Origin of the sequence: Thiospirochaeta perfilievii, from assembly GCF_008329945.1 — a bacterium.
Lineage (GTDB): Bacteria > Spirochaetota > Spirochaetia > DSM-2461 > DSM-2461 > Thiospirochaeta > Thiospirochaeta perfilievii.
Genome location: NZ_CP035807.1, coordinates 467,418 through 486,587 on the forward strand (window position 1 = coordinate 467,418; position 19,170 = coordinate 486,587).

Sequence of the window (19,170 nt, forward strand, 5' to 3'; positions counted from 1 at the left end):
CACACTCTCCCTATAGTCCCACTCGGAAGAGACTATCTTCCAATGTATTTAGTTCAACATCTTCGTATAACTCAATAAATATCTCAGTAAAGTTAGGATCTGTGGGATCTCCTAACCATGGTTCAACATCAGCTTCAGAAATAGAACCTTCTTCTACTAGGGTAGCAATTTCATCTTTAGATATCTCAGGAATATCATCAAGTGTTTCGTAAGTTTCAATATCTGCATCATCAATAGAGATTTCCATGTTTAAATTATTATGAACAGCTGTATATCTTCCTGTTTTTATTAGTTCTCCATTTTCATCTTCATGGAAAAGGTCATAGGTATTAACTGTCATTATAGTTCCGTCAGACTCAGCTACTATCATCTCTGTAGATGCTAGTGTGTTCTCTTCTGTATCAAAGCTAAGTTTGTAACTTAAAACATCTTGGGTATAATCGTTATATACACCCCCGGTCTGTTCAAAAGCTGATGATGGTAGAGAGACTGTTAGGATCCCTGGTGTAACATCTTCAACATCAAATGATAATCGTTTTGCTTCAGTTGTTATACTGTTAAGATCCAATCGACCTAATATAGGAAGCCTATTGTTTATACCTAAGAAATCATTTGATGTTGACTCTATAGGAATTCGTGCTTCCACTTCGTCTGTATCTTCAAAAAAGACAATAGTCTCTGTTGGAGAAGTTACAATTGAACGATTACGTAAATCTGAGAACTGATTTCCAGGGACATCGATTCTTGTGTATAGTTGACTATCAATTAATTTTAAAGACATTCTGTACTCTTGAGTTAATTCAGAGTCAATTCCTTTCTTATCATGTGAATAATAAGATTTTACATTTGCTGAATAACTAATAATATCTTCATCTTTATTGTCTCCATTATAAATAGAGACTTCCTGTTTTTCCAAATCCTCTAGTTTGGACGCACTGTCAATAACCACTCCATTCTCACATGAAAATAGAAACAAAGACAAGATTAGAGAAATACTAAATACTCTCTCTTTCAAAAACTTAGTTTTCATATTCACTTCCTTAATTTATTTTTTTTGATGTTCATGTTATACATCCTCTTATGAAAATACGTCCATCAACCATATAGGTGGATTTTACCAACTAACTCCATCGATAAAATAGGATTACCCGGAGAAAAGTGGGTCAACTTTTTTTATTTACCATAGGTTTTAAAGACATAGTAATCACCTTATAGATGGAAGAATTAAAGTTGTCCTACTTTTGAAACGATGATATACTTGTTAACAATTATGGAACATATTAAGTTATTTTATTATTTAGCCGCATTTTTTTTGTCTATTATCTCTTTTTTAGGAATAATAATTTACTACCATTTTCAAAAAAATAAATCCTACAGACAATTTATTTTCTTACAATTGACTCTAGTGACTCTAGCTGGATCATGGTTACTACACTCCTATGTGGATATTTTACAAGTTAACCAATCTTCCTTACTCAGAGTATTATATATGTGTAGTGAGAATATATCACTTAACACATTAGGTTGGTCTCTATCACTTTTTGCTTTAAAGCTGTTTGATATTAATAATTTTAAGATGTTGAAGTTATATATACTTCCAATAGTCTCAATAACAATGAACATCCTTTTCTTTCTTAATTTCAATAATATAATCAGATTGGGAGATTTCAGTATTCTTGATTATTATAGTACAAGTTATTTGATCTTTGGACTTATAACTGGAATGATAATTGGTATTCTTCTCTTTATGAGGGGTAAGGAAGATAAGTCTCCAGCACAAAATAAATTTATTTTGTTTATGTTATTTGTTGTTCCAATTCAGATAATAGATATATTATTGTCCTCTATTAGAAAAGATATAATTCTAAGCCCTCTATTATTATCAGTGTACAATTTAGTGGTAATTAATATAGGAATTAAAAATCTATTATTACTGCATATAAAGGTAAAACAAAATAGAAATGAAAATATATCATCTAGTTTACAGTTTACTCAAAGAGAAGCTCAAGTAGTAGATTTACTACTAGCCGGTCATACATATAAAAAAATCTCAGATTTATTATGTATATCAACTGCAACTGTTAAAACCCATATTAATCGTATATATAAGAAGGCTGATATACAGAGCCGTCAGGAGCTTAAAGATATCTATTTAGAGAGTTCCATTTATATATAAAATATTAAAAATAATAAATGGTTCTCCCTTGATTTATAACTTAAGTGGGATTACGTTATGAATACCCACCGTAGGTATGTGAAGGGTGTGTTATGAAAGAAGAGAGAGAGATCTGTGAAAAGTTATTGGGTTCATGGTTGTAGTAGATGATAGACATATTGATGATGTTAAGTAAGTAGAGATTTTCGTAAAATTAGGAGTTGACACTATAAGCCAGGAGTTAAAAAAAAGAGAAGTATTCAAAATATGTCCCTGATGTTACCGGTTATATGGATATGGATTTTTTAAGTAACAAGTTCTAATTCTAACGGGGAAGAAAGCTTGGTATGGTTATTATTGGAAACAAACAATCTGATAGTTTGTTTTGGGTAAGTATTCACAATGACAAAAATATTATCAACTCTTCCTATCCAACGATAATTAAAGTTACTCCTACAAATATTTTATAATTATTCCTAGGAATTGATCTCCGTAACTCTCCAGTTTCTTCTCTCCAACACCATTTACTAATAAAAATTCTTCTGAGTTCCTAGGTTTTAAATTACTCATATCTGTTAAAGTCTTATCTGAGAAAACAACATATGGTGGAACGTTTTTCTCCTTAGCAATATCTAATCTTACCCTTCGTAATCTTTCAAATAGTTCTTCATCCTTAGTTAAAGTTATAGCTTCCCTACTTTTTTTACTCTTCTCAATTACAGGTTTAAACATAGTGGTTTTTATTCGTCCATATAGAAGATCTGTCCCCTTTTCAGATATAACTAAAGCGTTGTACCTTTCACTATCCTGAATTAGGCACTCTTGACCTAATAACTCATCTATTACTAAGTGCCAAAACTCTTTTGTTTTACTTTTACCTATACCAAAAGTCTTAATTTTATCATGTTCAAACTTTAAAATTTTACTACTCTTAGAACCTCTTACTACATCAATAGTATGATTTATTCCAAACTTTTGACCTGTTCTAGCAATAGCAGATAAAATCATCTGGGAGTCTACAGTTATATCAATTAACTCATTTTCGTTGTTACAAACATCACAATTATTACAGTTTCCTGGGTGTTCCTCTTCAAAATAACTTAAAAGTTGCTTTCTTCTGCAGACATTCCTTGAAGCATATCTAAGTATTTTATTAAGATTATGTCTAGACTTCTCCTGTTCATGAATATCCTCAATTTTATTAATAAAGTAGTTTATTTTAACACTATCACCTCGACTAAAAAGTAGTATACACTCTGAGTCTGATCCATCTCGACCTGCACGACCGGTCTCTTGATAATACCCTTCAATATTTTTTGGTAAGTCTCCATGGATTACATACTTAATATTACTCTTATCAATGCCCATTCCAAATGCAATTGTTGCAACAATGACATCGGTTTCATCACAGTTAAATTTTTCTTGATTCCCTGTTCTTACTCTCTCTTCTAAACCGGCATGATATGGAAGTGCTTTTATTCCATTAGCAACAAGGAAAGCTGCGGTTTTCTCTACATCATTTCTTGATGTTCTATAAATTATACCAGCTTTGCCGACTCTATCCTTTGTAAGTTTAAGCAGTTGATCTTTTGTTTTTGATTTTCTTACAACCCTATAGGATAACTCAGGTCTATCAAATGAAGCCCTTGTTATAAAAGGTCTAATTAGATCTAGCTTATAAATAATATCCGATTGAACCTGTTTAGTCGCGGTGGCTGTAAAAGCCGCAATTACTGTATTTGGGAAAAACTTCCTTATATTAGTAAGGGATAAATAGTCAGGTCGAAAATCATGCCCCCAGTCTGATAAACAATGGGCTTCATCAATTGCAAAAAGTGATATATTTAACTGACTTAGAGTCTGAATAAATGTTGTTAGAGCAAATCTCTCTGGTGAGATATATAAAAGTTTTATCTTATTTTTTTGTAAATCCCTATATATCTGAATAGTTTTATCTTTATCAAGGGAACTATTTATATATGCTGCAGATATTCCAATTTGTACAGCAGAATCAACCTGATCCTTCATTAAAGCTATTAATGGACTAACAACTACTGTAATCCCTGGTAATAAAATTGAGGGTAGTTGATAACAGAGAGATTTACCTCCCCCTGTTGGCATTGCAGCAAAAACATCCCTACCATCTAATATAGAAGAGACAATTGCTTCTTGATTTTTTTTAAAGGATGAAAATCCAAATACTGACTGTAATGTATTAAAAACTCTATTATTCACTCTCTAACATGCTATCAATAGCCCCTCTCTTCATCATAAATTACATGAAAACGTTCAAAAAGGACAGGGATCTCTTCTGAAAATTCTTTTTCATCGTTTTCATAATCAATTTTAAAAAACTTTTTATGTCCCTCTCTCCAATATTTTAGTGTTTTATTTCCCTCACCTTCAAGTTTTGCTTCATTTTCACTAATTTCATTAAATTTTATAATTTTTATTTCTTTTGTTTCTATAATACATCCAGGTAGACCATTTCCATATGTAATAATTGAGAGATCTCCAACCTGAGGAACTTTATCATCCTTACTATATAGATCATATGCTGAACTAGTTGCAGTTTTAATTCCTGTTTTAACTAGTCCCAATAGTCTATTTGGTAGTATCTCCCCATAACAAAAATTCCAAACTTCATATTCCCTATCTTTATACTCCTTATTTATAGATATAAATCTCTTCCAGTACTCATCAATTTTTCTAGACAACTCTTCTTGATTATATATCTTATATTTAAAAACAATCTGATCTCTACATTTTAAACCATTCTCATAAATTATGGTTTTGTAATTTTTAATAAAGTAGTTTTTATTTATAGAGTCAATTATAAAACCACAGGACTGATAAAGGTATATCTGTTTAATGCTACTATTACCGGTTTTAATTAAAATTTCCTTATAAGAGTTCTCTTTAGAGTATTGAATAGCATACTCTAATAATTCTGATCCAATTTTCCGATCTTGATATTCAATTTCAACTGCAACACAGACAATCTCAACTGACTTATGTATAGTTTCATTTAAACCTATTATCCCTACGATTGATCCATTACAAAATGAACCAAAAAACGTAGTAGAGTCTATATATTTTTTTATTTGATCAGCATCTTCATCGGCTAAGTAGACTAAATTATAGGGTATTTCATTACTCTTTAATTTTTTAATTCCCATACCACCCTCCTAAACCCGTTAATTCTCTCCTATATTTTACAATTATTAAATACTTCTTAAGTAGTATAATTATATCAAAGTAAATTTACTTATGAAAATGCATAAAAAAGGCTTGGGGAGATTGAAAATATTTAACAACTTTTATTGGTAGATTTCTAAATTATTAATAAATGAAATATAAGCTGCTTCATTTTCATCAGTTAGTTTTATTATTTTAATACCATAACTATATTTATTATTATCAGATTTTTTATCCCATATAATATCACCACATATTTTAATTATATCCAGGCTTGGAAATACTAGGGTAAAGGTTATATTTTTATTGTCCTTAAAGGAGTATATTGTCTCTATATTCATTCATTCCTTCCCTACTTAAATTAAGAACTAGCAGCTCAGCATTAGTACATTCAGCCTTGCAGATTACAGGGAATCTTTTGTGTTTTCTTTTCTCTCTCATGATATTCCTCAATTTGTTTTTAAATATATATTCAATTTTTTTATCGGTAAATATTTAAGATTAATAAATGACTGCCAATTATGGCAGCCTAGACTATTTTTTTAAACTTTTTGCAAACTTGGAAATATCTTTCCACTTTTTTTTCTCATCTAACTTAGCTTTAATTGATGTTTTTCTCTCAAGAAAATTAAGCTCCTTCTTCATTTTGAGATACCTATTATACCGATCAAGGTTCAACTCACCACTGTCTAATAACTCTTTGATCACGCAACCAGGCTCTCCATTATGAGTGCAGTTTGAAAATTTACACTCTCTTGATAAATCAATAATATCATTAAATGTACTATCTAAAGTTCTCTCATCACCCCAAAGCTGTAACTCTTTCAAACCTGGACTATCTATTAAAATAGAACCATTATCCAATAAAATTAACTCCTTGTGGGTTGTAGTATGTTTACCTTTTTTATCACTCTCTCTAATCGCCCCAGTTGCCATAACACTCTGACCGCAGAGAGTATTTATTAGGGCTGATTTACCAACACCTGAAAATCCAGTGAATCCTACTGTTTTCCCAGGTTTCAATAACTCTCTCAGTTCGCTAATACCACTTCCATCAATGGTGCTTGTCAATATAACTGCTGTTCCAGCTGCGATTAACTCAGTCTTATAGAGATATTCATCACAACTTTCACATAGGTCAGTTTTATTTAATACTATAATTGGTGTGGCACCACTATCCCATGCTCTAGTTAAAAAACGTTCCACAGCACCTTCTGAGTAGTTTCGACCACCATCTAGTGCAAAAACCAAAAAGATATAGTCTAAATTAGCTGCAATTATTTGCTCTTGGGTTTCATTCCCAGCTCTCTTTCTAGAGAAAGCAGTAGTTCTATCTACTAACTTCTCTATTACAGCCATATTTTTATCTATTTTGACAGCTACCCAATCACCAATTGTGGGATAATCTGCCCTATTTATTGCACTATATTGAAAATGTCCAGAGATTTTTCCAGGGAATCTTCCCTGTTCTGTCTCAATTTCATATAGGTGCCTCGACTCTTTTACAATTCGCCCTATATTTAAACCTTGTGCTACTAAATTTAATGTTTTATCTTTAAAATAGGATGTTAATCCCCATTTTTCTAAATTCATCGTTATAATCCTATTAGGACTTAAGTCCTAGTCATCACTAGAGATTTGATTATATATCTGTCTGTTTTGGACATACCAAACCACTTACACTAAAAATAAAGGTTGATGTCATGTTCGATAATTTAGAATTTTTTAAAATTACTGTATAAAGTAATTATTGAACAGAAACACCAAGGATTTGTTGGCAAGGAATAACTCGGTTATTACTAACCATTTTTACAATTACAATCATTAAAGACCTCCTAGGTTTTTATTAATTATGAAGCATAACTTAAAGTAAAACAAGCTTATGCTCTAAATATATTTTTGATTTATATTTATGAGGTTGAAATATTTATCTGCATTTCAAATGAACCAAATGCTGTAGTAAAAGGTAGACCAATAATAGCTCCTTTATTTGGCCAGTTTATTGTATGATTTTTCCCTTGAACAGTAATAGGAACTGTAATATCAATTTTTTTTTGTGAAATCTTATTTAAAGCATTTCCTGATATGATATTTGCAAATTCACCAACCATTCCATGTATCATATCATCTACATCATTTGATTGAACATTCATTCCAGATTCAATTAATAATCTTACAGCTAAAGATCTAGGTAATCGAATAACAATAACACCCTCTGTGTCACCTACTATTCCAATAATTCCGGAGATCTCCCATCTATGGTTACCTGAACCTGTTACGATATAGGGGGCTCCATGTTGAGGAGTTAAATTAAACATCTCTTGAAACATACTGATAGCAGAATTTAAAAATGGATTAATAATTGTTACATTCATACTTACTATTATAAGTTCATTTATATAAAAAGACTATTGGATATTACAAAAAAATGTATCTATCCCCATTAGGGTGGCTAGAACTATCCATCTATTGAATCTTTTAGGGATGTTATAGATAAAAAAGTGTTGGACTATCACAAAACCAAATTGTGTTGATATTTATGGAGTCCAGACAACTTTTTTTAATTTTTCGTTATGATAAAAATAGGGTAATTATAAAGCGTATTTTAATTGAATACCAAAGGAGATATTATCAGTCCACTCTGTTCCACTTAGGATATCTGTATCATATCCTGTTGCAACCTGCTCAGTCATATATGTAGCTGTAGCTGTATCCATTCCAAAGGCTGTTTCAAAAACTGTCTGTATTTTCGCCTTTTGTTCATCTGTTACTTTATAGTTATCAGGCGCCTTTGCCTTTGTTCCATGTAGGAATATAGATAGAGAAGCTCGTTTACTTAACTCTATTGATGCTTCTAAATTATACATATAGTCTAATCCAACAACTGAGTATGTAGATGAACCAGCTCCACATATACCAGCAAAAGCTGCAAGATCTGCATCATAACTCATACCATTAGCTCCTGCAAAAATTTCTATTTGCTCATCTAAATGTCCATCTTCTATACCATCAAGTCCGTTAAAGTCTTGGGTGCTTACTAGGTTGTATCCACCTGCTATTGTTACCTTTTTACCTAAAGCCTTAGTTTTAATAACACCTCCAGCTGTAATAATATCTAGGTTAGCTGATTTTGTAGAAAATGCAGCATTATCCTGGTAAGCACTAATTGAAGCTTCATCACCCCAAAGTTTTTGATATCCAACATATGGCATAATACTTACACTAGGTAGGTTTAGATCATAACTAACTTGTCCATTAATTGTACTTGAGTTATAACCATAGTCGGCAGTAAGATAAGCATTCCCCGCTTTAGTTTCATTCTCATCCTTTAAGTATCTATTCCCTATTGCATACTGATAAGAAGCATTTAACTGAACTCCGGCAATTCCATATTCAGCATATACAACATTTGTTAATGCGTAGTCATTATCTAATACAGCTGAGTTTTGTATAAAGTCCGAGCATCCTTTAGCGAAGGCGTATCCAATCCCACTATTTTCATTAATATGCAGATCAATGTTAATCATTGGCTTATTAACAAGTGCAGACATTGAGTGTAATACATAATCATTATCTAAGTCTCCACCCCACATATATGAGTAGGCTGTATTTGCTGTAGCTTTAATTGTTTGATTACCTATAGAGATACCTAATGGTCTACCTCCTCCAACTTCTAGTGGTCTCCACATAATAAAAGCGTTTGTTAAATCAACATCTATCTCTTCAACATTATGATTATCACTACCATCAACATTATCTGGAGAATTAGGATCCATGGATAAAGAGAGTACTCCAAACCACTGTGAAACCCCGGGGATACCTGATGAAACATTAATATTCCCCTTTACTCTCATATATTGACTATCTCTGTTACTAGCTCCAGCCCTTTGATTTGCATCCCACGCTGGTGTATCAAAGGGTGACTTATATGATTCCTGCATTTTTAATACTGTGGTGATATCTCCACTAACTACAGGGGTATATAGAGTACCCTCATCTACTTTAGATACAGCTTCTTGAGCCTGTATAAGAGATCCCATTCCTACTAAAACTAAAATGAACATTAGCATTTTTTTCATTATTATTTTCTCCTTTTATAGTAAGTAGATAAATAATATCACGGAATTCTCTAACGGTGTTTATAAATTTAACTAAATTAGTAAAATTAATGACGTTAATTATAAAGTCAAAAAAAATCTGTTACCTAGATATAATTGAGTAACAGATATTTAGATTTAAATTATTAGTTAGCTTTAAGCAGTTCTAACCTATTAGAAATACTAAGATCATTGTTATCTATCTTAAAAAAGCTTATGGTTTCATCTAATATTATTGCTTGACTATTTAACTCTTCGGCCATAGATGATGACTCCTCTGATACCGATGCATTTTGCTGAATAACCTTATCGAGCTGCATTATAGCTTGATTGATCTGTTCTGCTCCTGAATTTTGTTCATGGCTAGATGCACTTATTTCTTGGATTAATTCTGCAGTTCGCTGAATATCAGGGATCATATCAATAATCTTCTTCCCTGCCTTATCCGCCACATCAACACTATCATTAGCAAGAATATTTATTTCAGCTGATGCTAATTTACTTCTCTCTGCTAACTTGCCCACCTCTGAAGCAACTACAGCAAAACCCTTCCCATACTCACCTGCTCTAGCAGCTTCTATAGATGCATTTAGTGCTAATAAGTTAGTATTTCTTGCTATCTCTTCAATAATTGTTATTTTTTCTGCAATTGTTTTCATTGCTGCAACTGTTTGACTAACATATTCTGACCCAACTTTAGCATTTTCTGCTGATTTTTGAGCAATTTTTTCAGTTTGTGATGCATTATCAGCATTTCTTTTAATATTTGACACCATCTCCTCCATAGAGGATGAGATCTCCTGGATAGAGGAGGCCTGCTCTGAAGCCCCCTGGGACATCTGATTGGCTGTATCACTTAACTGACTACTTCCTGAAGAGACGTTTTTTGAACTTGAATCAACCTGAATTATAGTATTATGTATTGTTGAGATTGCTCCTTGAAGATTTTGAGAGATAATTCCTAATTCGTCACTACTATCCAATGATATCTTAGTTGTTAAATCACCAAGGGCATATGACTTAATAAACTTCAGTATTTTTGCAACTGGACGTGTAATTGATAAAATTATTAACACAACAAATATAATACTAAGAATAACAGCTATAAATCCGGTTATTAAAGCGATATCAATACTCTTTTTAGCCATCATCTCTGTATCTTTTGATATAGAACTCATTTCAATATTTGTTTTAGATACAATCTCTGCAATAATAGGTTCTATCTGATGTACAGCACTTCTAAGTTCAGCTGTATACCCCTCAATCTCTATATCTTTATCTGTTAAGTTTTTAAATTTCAGACGATATAGTTCTATAAGTGTCTTTAACTCATTTTTAATATTGGAATCTAAATTTGAATTTTCTATACTCTTTTTTATTTCTAAAATACTACTATCTACTTTTTTAATATATGACTCTTCCTTCCGGAGAAGATAGTCTTTCTCGTTTCTCCTTAGATTAAGATACTCTATTAATATTTTCTCTTCATTATATTTCTCAAGCTCAGCTTCTATATTGTGGGAAGCGGACCTAAACTCTCCCTGTAGACCTTGATCATAACTTAACCCTTTAACTTTATATGCATCAACAACTTTTATAAATAGGTCCTTGTAAGTTGTAATATATTTGATTATATCAGCTGAGGATTCATAGGATACCCCATTGTTTTTATCAATATTTTTTATAAGTTCAGCTTTGGTGATTATCTCTTTTACTGACTGCTCAACATTTGATAAATATATAAGTTCCAAGCGTGAAAAAAAGTCTTTCTCCGATCTTCTAGCCTCAAGCATAGATATTTCAATATCCGTTGAAAGACTTTTTTTAACTTCAACTTCATCTAATAACTTATTATAACTTCTTTGAATTTCTATAAATGAGCTCTGATATTGAATAATTACAACTATAAATAGTAGAACAACAATTGTAAAACTTAACCCAATCTTAAAACCTATTTTCATATTTTTTATAAATGACATATTCATACCCTTTTTATTTACAGCTAACTTTGAATATATGCAGTTATTGATGTAAGTCAAGAATAAAAAGAGTATATAAATATTTATGGAAGTCCATTAAAATCTCTCTGCCATGAGCCTTTTTTATACTCCCTTGGAGGAACTCCCACAACCCTATTAAAAACTTTACTAAAATAGTTAACATCTTCAAAACCTAGATTAAGTGCAATATCTGTTATTGATTCATTAGTATTTCCAAGCATCCATCTTGCTTCCATTACTCTTTTTTCCCTAATATACTCTGTAATATTTTTACCAACCTCTTTTTTAAAAAGCCTTGATAGATATGCTGGGTTTGAACCAATATGAGACGCAATAGTGTCAAGTTCCAATTTTGTATGCAGATTTAAAACTATATACTGACATGTTTTAACAATCTTATAACTATGATTTTCAATACCGTAGTTATGTACCGCATCACAGTAGTGTAATAACATATCAAAAGTTAAATTCTTTATACCATCAACAGATGTTTCTGACTCTATTTTAAAAGCAAAAGACTCTGAAATATTATGTAGTAAATAATTTGGTAATCCACCCTTCTCTGCACTTAATCTACATATACTATTTAATATAATTGCTAAGTTTTTTTGGGAACGTAGAGGGTTATTTGGAAATCTATCTTGAAAGGTAGCAATATTGTATAGCCCCTTAGTAAATAGTTTCTTTAAACCTTCCCTATCACCGCTTGAGATTAAATATCTAATACTCCTCTCTATCTCATATACTTCATCTATCTCAGAAGAATTTAACTTTGATATATCGTCAAAAACTGGATTATGAACTTTTATAGGGTCACTACTAAACTCTAAATCTAATGTTCCTATATCACCTAGACAGAGAAGCTGAGTGTAAGACTTTATCTTTTCGATACTTTTAATTGGAATCTCAATATTAATGGAGTGTCCTCTACCAAGCTTAGGTGGAGGATCAGTATCTAAAATAAATGGCCCTAATATAATATATCCCTTCTGTAACGGACTACATAAAAAGCGTAAACCATTATCATCTTTTATATTAATATATCGTAATCCATCAGCTTTAGAAGCTAAAAACTCTTCTATTTTTGAGAGATCTAACACAGTGGAATTTATTGGCCCTGTATGGAGCCCAATATTACTTTCTTTAGAAATATAATTTATGTTTAGCTCAGTAATATTATAATAAAAGTTTAAATATCTATTAATCATAAGAATATTATAGTAGATAAATTACTTTTTAGGTAAATAAATTACATGTTGAGTTAAAATTTAGGGTGTTTAATATAGAAAGATTAATTTGAGGAGTATTAAATTGAATAAACTCACAAAAAAGAATTATATAGGTTACGGGTTTGGTGATCTAGCAAATGGATTAACATTTGGTATGTCAGCAACATTTTTACTCGCATTTTATACAGATGTATTAGGTATTACAGCTGCTGCTGCAGGTACACTTTTTTTAGTAGCTCGAATTTGGGATGCTATAAATGACCCAATAATGGGTGGTATTGCGGATAAAGTTTTTAGTAAAAGGGTAAAAAATGCTAAAGATCAGGGTAAGGTAATTGAGAAGTTTAGACCATACCTTTTAAAAGGAAGTTGGCCTGTAATAATAGCTGCTATACTTATGTTCATAGCACCTAAGGGTTTAGATGGAACTCAAAAACTAATTTGGGCATATGCAACTTATATTCTATGGGGTATGACATATACATTTATTAATATACCTTATGGTGGTTTAGCAGCAGTTATGACTCAGGATACAGCAGAGAGATCAAAACTATCTGTTTCCAGGGGTTTAGGAGGCCTAATTGGGGCTATGGTTACAAGAATTGTTGTTCCTTTACTACTTGTTCAATTCTCTGATAATGAAGCCAAGGGTTACCTTATTACAATGATTGTTTTTGGAGGTATCACATTTTTATCCTATCTATATAGTTATTTCAATGTTAAAGAGAATATTGTTATACAAGGTGATACAAATGCAAAATTTAAATTCTCAGATATTTTCTCAGTTATTCTTAAAAACAGACCTTTTTTAGCGGTTTCATTAGCATCGGTTGCAATGTTGACAGGTTTATTAATCCAGGGAAGTATGAATATCTACTACTTTAGAGAGAATTTAGATGCACTGGAACTTATGGCCCTAACAGGTTTAACTGCTATAATTCCAATGTTATTTGTATCTGTAATAGTTCCAAAATTAGTAAAAAATTATGGTGTAAAAAAGACAAGCTGGGTATCAAGCTTAATATCTGCATTAATTTTCGCTCTACTTTTCTTTCTACCAACAAGCCCATGGATATATCTAGGTGGAACATTAATAGCTTCTGTTTTTATGATGATACCTAATATGATTGTTTGGGGTATGGTTTCAGACTGTATAGATTACAACCAATACTTATCTGGGACTAGGCAGGAGGGCTCTATATATGGAATTTACTCCTTTGTAAGAAAGATGGGGCAAGCTTTTGCTGGGTTCTTTTCAGGTATAGGATTATCTATTGTTGGATATATAGCTGGAGCTGACATGCAAACTACAGGGACTTTACTAGGGATTAAATTTCTAACAATAGGTGTACCTGCAATAGCTATGTTTATTGCATTTATAGCCTACTATTTTATTTGGAACTTAACACCAGAAAAACAAAAAGAAGTAATTGATACAATAAACAACTCAAACAATAATAAAGGAGACTTAAATGATTAAAAATAATATAAATAAAAATTGGATCTTCAAAAAGCCTGAAGAAAAGAATAAAACCGTAGATCTTCCCCATACATGGAATGGTTTAGATGGACAAAACGGTGGAAATAATTACTTTAGGGGAGAGTGCCATTATACTAAAGAATTAGTAGTAGATTTTACTCCAGAGAATAGAGTATTTATTGAACTTGAAGGTGCAAATAGTATCTGTAAAGTAAATATTGATGGTAAAGAGATTGGTTTACATAAGGGTGGTTACTCTACTTTTAGGTTTGAGTTAACAGACCATATAAAGTCTGGTATAAAATCTACACTAGATATATCCGTGGATAATGCTCACTATGACGATGTATACCCATTAATGGCAGACTTTACATTTATGGGTGGTCTATATAGGGATGTTAATATTTTAATTGTTAATCCTGTTCACTTTAGCCTAACTGACTTTGGATCATTAGGTGTCTATCTACACCAGGAAGAGGTTACTAGTAAGAGTGCAAAACTTAGAGTTGAGTCACTAGTTACTGGTGATAAAGAGTATAAAATTGAAGCACGATTATTAGATAAAGCTGGATCTGTTGTGGCTTCAGGAAGTGGAGAAAAAGAGGATATAATTTTAAATGTAGCTTCACCTAAATTATGGAACGGAGTAGAAAATCCATATATGCATCAGTTAGAAGTTGATCTCTTTGTAGATGGGAAAATATCAGATTTAAGACGAATACCTGTTGGTTTAAGGAGTATTAAAGCTGCCCCTAATAAGGGAATTATTTTAAACGGAGAAGTTATTAATCTAAATGGTGTTAGTAGACATCAAGATAGAAAGGATATTGGTTGGGCTCAGGGTGAAGAAGAGATGGCTGAAGATATACAAATAATAAGAGAGATGGGTGCAAACTCAATTCGTCTTGCCCACTACCAACACAATCAGATATTCTACGATCTATGCGATAGAGAAGGTATTATATCATGGGCAGAGATTCCTTATATAACAACATCTTCCGATGATGATACAACAGGTTCTAATGCGATAAGTCAGATGACAGAGTTGGTAAAACAAAACATCAACCACCCTTCCATAATTATGTGGGGAGTTCAAAATGAGATTACAATTGCAGGGAAAGAGAATAACATAGAAGGTATTGTTACTGAATTAAATGAGTTAACTAAAAAGCTAGATCCTAGTCGGTTAACAGCTCAAGCCCAAGTTGGGCACCACCCTGATGATGATTCAATGAACTCTATAACTGATATAATTGGATATAATAAATATTTTGGTTGGTATTACGATGAAACAGAGACTATGGGAACATGGTTAGATAAATTTCATAGCGAGAACCCTAGTATTCCCCTAGGAATAACAGAATACGGTTGTGAAGCTATCCTAAAATATCATAACTTAAGTCCACAAAAAAGTGATTATAGTGAGGAGTATCAAACAAAATATCATCATGAGATACTTCAGATATTTAATGCTAGACCATGGCTTTGGGGTACTTATGTTTGGAATATGTTTGATTTTGCATCTGATCTTAGAAATGAGGGTGGAGTTCAAGGTATGAACAACAAGGGTTTAGTAACCCATGACCGGAAAACTAGAAAGGACTCATTCTATATTTATCAATCATATTGGACAGATAAAGAGGTATTACACATAACATCAAAAAGATTTGTTAAACGTCCTAAGGGCAAAACATCTATTTCTGTAATATCTAATTTAAAAGAGGTTGAATTAATTGTAAATGGAAAATACTTTGGAAAGAAGAAGCCTGTTGAAAATATGGTAACCTTTAATGATGTTAAGTTAAAAAGTGGACAAAATGTTATTGTTGCAGTTAGTGGGAACAGTAGTGATACAATCTTAATTGAGGGCGTAAAAAAACCAGATAAGTCTTATAACTGTGTAGCAAAAGAGTTAAATCCTGTTGGAGATGTAGCAAACTGGTTCTCAGATGAGGATGATGGATTACCTGTTCCTGAGTTAGAGTTTCCAGAAGGATTCTACTCAATAAAAGACAGAATATCAAAAATTATAAAAAACACTGAGGGTGAAGCAGTTCTAAAAAAACATCTTAGTGAGATGTTTGAACACTCAATGTTTCCTATGGCAAAAAATTTCTCCCTTGAAAAAATGGCTGAAATGAGCCCTGATCTACTAAGTAGAAGATTTTTACACAAAATAAACTCAGACTTAAATAAAATTCCTAAGAATTAAGAGGAGTTATTAGAACGACTTTGCATAGGAGGAATCTTCTGTGCAAAGTTTTTAGATATTAATTATTACTCCTGTTAAATATGGAACTAACCATATTAACCAAACAACTATACTAAACCTATGAAATTTCATGATCATTTGCTCATTTTTTTTAATTAAAACTATAGTTGCCCAAGCTGCATGAAATAGCATTAAAATTAAGGCTAAGGCTCCTGTTACAAAGTGTAAAGTAATCCCATCCTGCTTACTTATCAATGACATTAAAAGAGTTCCTGTTGTATCAAAAAATAGCCCAATCCAAAATAAGATTAAGTTCCAACTTTTTAATCCTCCAGAGAGTTTTTCTCCAAATACACCTATAGTATAAAATACCAAAGCCATAGAAATTGTTACTATTGCAAATATAATCATTTCTCCCTCCTAAATTGCACACTAATGTGTAAATTTGCACTGTTGTGTGCATTTTATATTTTTATTATATTAATAGCAATATGGAAAATAATAATGAATAAAAAGAGCAAAACCCGAAAACTTATCCTAGATATAGCTACTGAACTATTTCTAAAAAAACGCTCATCCCATGTCTCTTTAGAAGAAGTTGCAGATACAGCAGGTTTAGCAAGAAGAACCCTCTACTACCATTTTAAAAATAAGGAGTGTTTGGTCCTTGCTATTGTAGAGCCAATATTTAAAACAGGACTAGACTATATTGGAACATTTAATGATATTCAAGGGATTAAAATTAAGGATATTTGTGGTCTTTGTTTAACTCTTTGGAAAAAACACGATAAAAATCTGGACCTATTAAATATGTTAGATTTTGAAAATTTTAAAGATGTGATAACTCTACATAATAGATTTAAAGCTGCTTATATAGAACTTTTTAAAAAGGTAAATGATACTAACATTGATTTAAGAGGTGATATAATGAGTATAGCGGCAATTATATTTAGGTGTTTTGTACCAATATTGATGAAAATTCACAAGATGCCAGATTATGAGGCAAGATTTATAAATTCAATTTATGGATTAATTGAAGGAATATCAAATCCTGCCTTATCTAATTAATATTTTTTATGAAATACTAATTTTACGGTTCAACTCTTTTGTATTTAGATTTAATCTTTTGGACATCTTTGACAAGTCAAACATAGCATTAGTTATCCCTTCTGTACCTAGAAGAATCTCCTGAAGACCAGCAAAAAGATCAGATATAAAACTTCCCATATTATTTACATTTGAAGATACAGAACTCTCACTATTTTTCACAGAACTTACAGCTTCATTAACTTGATATGTAAGCTCTATCATTTGGCTTGTCGCCCTAAGAATCTCTTCACTTCCTGTACTTAGTTCATGTATATTTTTACTAATTTCATCCATGGAGTCTTTTACTTCCTCTATTTCTACACTTATAGACTTAAAAGCATCACCACTAGCTATAACATGTTCTCCCATAGAATCTATTGATTCTAAAAGTTGATTTAAACTCGAAGATATTTGCAAGGTACTATTAGCACTAGATTCAGCTAATTTTCTTACCTCCCCTGCAACTACAGCAAAACCACGTCCTTGATCCCCAGCATGAGCCGCTTCAATAGCTGCATTCATAGCTAATAGATTAGTCTGATCACTTATATCTGATATGACTTTAGTCATAACCTTTATACTCTCAATATGTTCTGTAACTCTTTGGAATGAAGAGGATGTTTTATCTATTACCAAGGCGCCATTTACAGCTCTATCTTTTAAATTATTAACACTACTCTTTTTACTATGTATAATATTTGCAGAGTTTTTTATTGATGAAACCATCTGCTCAAGGGAAGCACTTGTTTCTGTAATGTTAGCTGATTGATCCTCTGAAATTGTTTCTAAGGTAACTAGACTTCTGTTTATCTGTTCAAGTGACTCTTTAGATATAAAAAATTGATCATTAAGGGTTCCTGCTTTTACAGAGATACTATTTATATTACTCTCTATCTCTGAAATAGAGTCGGCAGTTAATTTTGATTTCTCCATCATTCCATCAGCCTCATCAAGTTGCGAGGTTGAAGCTGATACTAGTTGTACCATTCTTCGGGTCTGTTCATCACTCTCTTTAATCTTTGTAATTGCATCAATAGAGACACGGTCCAATATAATTCTAATTGAAATAAACATAAATAGTATCATTATTATCAAAACACTTGGTATAAATATCTGGTCACTAAATTTAACGGCAACCTCAGTAATACTACCATTATTTACCTTGATAACAATAAATGTAACATAGGTGAGAATTAAGTATGAGTATTGGAAAACCAAGTGTTTTAAATTAGGTACAAAGATAAGGGATATTGACATACTCATTAATACTATAATAGTGAATCTATAATATGCTAATTCTGTATAGGGCATAGTGTAAGCACTATAGGATGAGGTAATAGCAAGAATATATGTAAAGATTAGAGAGACAGATGTATATTTCCCCCTATATATTCTAATATTTTGGTATATAAAAAAAAGGCAAAAAACTAACATAATAATTACTGAATCAAACTCCCCTCTAACTAGGGACCTTGAACCTAAAAGTATCATTAAAGTAAGAAAAACTTTAATAACTATACTAAGCATTGGTGCTTTAAGACGAACTTCATAAGCTGAATCTTTATATTCTTCTGTAATCTTTATCATAATAAATCTAAACCTCTTAATATTATTTTTAATTTTATAAGCTACTAGAAATATAAAAATATACCTTTAAAGGTCTCTTCACATGTAATATTTTTACTTAAAAAGTAATTATTTTACAAATAT

Annotated in this window: 15 protein-coding genes; 4 read left to right on the top strand and 11 right to left on the bottom strand. The window is 31.5% G+C overall.

The window, feature by feature from the left end:
- Positions 1 to 10: 10 nt before the first annotated feature.
- Positions 11 to 1,030 (bottom strand): hypothetical protein, encoded by a 1,020-nt coding sequence (locus EW093_RS02090; protein ID WP_149566796.1) that lies wholly within the window; start codon positions 1,028 to 1,030, stop codon positions 11 to 13.
- A gap of 459 nt (positions 1,031 to 1,489) precedes the next feature.
- Between EW093_RS02090 and EW093_RS02095 the strand changes: the two genes are divergently transcribed.
- A complete protein-coding gene (locus tag EW093_RS02095; RefSeq protein ID WP_187759794.1) occupies positions 1,490 to 2,176 on the top strand; it encodes a helix-turn-helix transcriptional regulator in 687 nt (228 codons plus the stop codon).
- 432 nt (positions 2,177 to 2,608) lie between these two features.
- Here EW093_RS02095 and recQ read toward each other — a convergent pair whose 3' ends face one another.
- From recQ to EW093_RS02135, 8 genes are all read right to left on the bottom strand, one after another.
- Positions 2,609 to 4,390 carry a DNA helicase RecQ gene (recQ, locus tag EW093_RS02100; protein WP_149566798.1) on the bottom strand — a complete coding sequence of 594 codons (1,782 nt, stop codon included), beginning with the start codon at positions 4,388 to 4,390 and terminating at the stop codon, positions 2,609 to 2,611.
- Positions 4,391 to 4,404: 14 nt separating this feature from the next.
- Positions 4,405 to 5,334 carry a GNAT family N-acetyltransferase gene (locus EW093_RS02105; protein ID WP_149566799.1) on the bottom strand — a complete coding sequence of 310 codons (930 nt, stop codon included), beginning with the start codon at positions 5,332 to 5,334 and terminating at the stop codon, positions 4,405 to 4,407.
- 141 nt (positions 5,335 to 5,475) lie between these two features.
- Complete coding sequence (locus tag EW093_RS02110) at positions 5,476 to 5,694, bottom strand: hypothetical protein (RefSeq protein ID WP_149566800.1); 219 nt, start codon at positions 5,692 to 5,694, stop codon at positions 5,476 to 5,478.
- Positions 5,695 to 5,887: 193 nt separating this feature from the next.
- Positions 5,888 to 6,946: a ribosome small subunit-dependent GTPase A gene (rsgA, locus tag EW093_RS02115; RefSeq protein ID WP_149566801.1), complete on the bottom strand. Its 1,059-nt coding sequence runs from the start codon at positions 6,944 to 6,946 to the stop codon at positions 5,888 to 5,890.
- A 317-nt stretch (positions 6,947 to 7,263) separates the two neighbouring features.
- A complete protein-coding gene (locus EW093_RS02120; protein ID WP_149566802.1) occupies positions 7,264 to 7,728 on the bottom strand; it encodes a chemotaxis protein CheX in 465 nt (154 codons plus the stop codon).
- Positions 7,729 to 7,944: 216 nt separating this feature from the next.
- Complete coding sequence (locus EW093_RS02125) at positions 7,945 to 9,432, bottom strand: hypothetical protein (protein ID WP_149566803.1); 1,488 nt, start codon at positions 9,430 to 9,432, stop codon at positions 7,945 to 7,947.
- Between the two features lie 164 nt (positions 9,433 to 9,596).
- Entirely contained in the window at positions 9,597 to 11,429 is a 1,833-nt protein-coding gene (locus tag EW093_RS02130) for a methyl-accepting chemotaxis protein (RefSeq protein ID WP_187759795.1), read from the bottom strand.
- Between the two features lie 83 nt (positions 11,430 to 11,512).
- Positions 11,513 to 12,658: an AraC family transcriptional regulator gene (locus EW093_RS02135; protein ID WP_149566805.1), complete on the bottom strand. Its 1,146-nt coding sequence runs from the start codon at positions 12,656 to 12,658 to the stop codon at positions 11,513 to 11,515.
- 103 nt (positions 12,659 to 12,761) lie between these two features.
- Between EW093_RS02135 and EW093_RS02140 the strand changes: the two genes are divergently transcribed.
- Together EW093_RS02140 and EW093_RS02145 are read left to right on the top strand one after the other, a co-directional pair.
- On the top strand, positions 12,762 to 14,159 hold the full coding sequence (locus EW093_RS02140) for a glycoside-pentoside-hexuronide (GPH):cation symporter (RefSeq protein ID WP_223111637.1): 1,398 nt from the start codon (positions 12,762 to 12,764) through the stop codon (positions 14,157 to 14,159).
- Positions 14,152 to 16,371, top strand: a complete 2,220-nt coding sequence (locus tag EW093_RS02145; RefSeq protein WP_149566806.1) for a glycoside hydrolase family 2 protein — start codon at positions 14,152 to 14,154, stop codon at positions 16,369 to 16,371. Before EW093_RS02140 ends, EW093_RS02145 begins: the two co-directional genes overlap by 8 nt.
- Before the next feature lie 51 nt (positions 16,372 to 16,422).
- Here the strand turns inward: EW093_RS02145 and EW093_RS02150 are convergent, their stop codons facing one another.
- Positions 16,423 to 16,782, bottom strand: coding sequence for an HsmA family protein (locus tag EW093_RS02150; RefSeq protein ID WP_149566807.1), 360 nt, complete (start codon positions 16,780 to 16,782; stop codon positions 16,423 to 16,425).
- Between the two features lie 93 nt (positions 16,783 to 16,875).
- On the opposite strand from EW093_RS02150, the gene EW093_RS02155 reads away from it, so the two are divergent.
- A complete protein-coding gene (locus tag EW093_RS02155; protein ID WP_187759796.1) occupies positions 16,876 to 17,439 on the top strand; it encodes a TetR/AcrR family transcriptional regulator in 564 nt (187 codons plus the stop codon).
- Between the two features lie 6 nt (positions 17,440 to 17,445).
- Here the strand turns inward: EW093_RS02155 and EW093_RS02160 are convergent, their stop codons facing one another.
- Positions 17,446 to 19,047: a methyl-accepting chemotaxis protein gene (locus EW093_RS02160; RefSeq protein WP_149566809.1), complete on the bottom strand. Its 1,602-nt coding sequence runs from the start codon at positions 19,045 to 19,047 to the stop codon at positions 17,446 to 17,448.
- Positions 19,048 to 19,170 lie beyond the last annotated feature (123 nt).

What these genes read in the sequence shown, in the direction of transcription:
- EW093_RS02090 (WP_149566796.1), bottom strand. Translation starts at nt 1,030, where the DNA reads ATGAAAACTAAGTTTTTGAAAGAGAGAGTATTTAGTATTTCTCTAATC.
- EW093_RS02095 (WP_187759794.1), top strand. Translation starts at nt 1,490, where the DNA reads ATGTGTAGTGAGAATATATCACTTAACACATTAGGTTGGTCTCTATCA.
- EW093_RS02105 (WP_149566799.1), bottom strand. Translation starts at nt 5,334, where the DNA reads ATGGGAATTAAAAAATTAAAGAGTAATGAAATACCCTATAATTTAGTC.
- EW093_RS02110 (WP_149566800.1), bottom strand. Translation starts at nt 5,694, where the DNA reads ATGAATATAGAGACAATATACTCCTTTAAGGACAATAAAAATATAACC.
- rsgA (WP_149566801.1), bottom strand. Translation starts at nt 6,946, where the DNA reads ATGAATTTAGAAAAATGGGGATTAACATCCTATTTTAAAGATAAAACA.
- EW093_RS02120 (WP_149566802.1), bottom strand. Translation starts at nt 7,728, where the DNA reads ATGAATGTAACAATTATTAATCCATTTTTAAATTCTGCTATCAGTATG.
- EW093_RS02125 (WP_149566803.1), bottom strand. Translation starts at nt 9,432, where the DNA reads ATGAAAAAAATGCTAATGTTCATTTTAGTTTTAGTAGGAATGGGATCT.
- EW093_RS02130 (WP_187759795.1), bottom strand. Translation starts at nt 11,429, where the DNA reads ATGTCATTTATAAAAAATATGAAAATAGGTTTTAAGATTGGGTTAAGT.
- EW093_RS02135 (WP_149566805.1), bottom strand. Translation starts at nt 12,658, where the DNA reads ATGATTAATAGATATTTAAACTTTTATTATAATATTACTGAGCTAAAC.
- EW093_RS02145 (WP_149566806.1), top strand. Translation starts at nt 14,152, where the DNA reads ATGATTAAAAATAATATAAATAAAAATTGGATCTTCAAAAAGCCTGAA.
- EW093_RS02150 (WP_149566807.1), bottom strand. Translation starts at nt 16,782, where the DNA reads ATGATTATATTTGCAATAGTAACAATTTCTATGGCTTTGGTATTTTAT.
- EW093_RS02155 (WP_187759796.1), top strand. Translation starts at nt 16,876, where the DNA reads ATGAATAAAAAGAGCAAAACCCGAAAACTTATCCTAGATATAGCTACT.
- EW093_RS02160 (WP_149566809.1), bottom strand. Translation starts at nt 19,047, where the DNA reads ATGATAAAGATTACAGAAGAATATAAAGATTCAGCTTATGAAGTTCGT.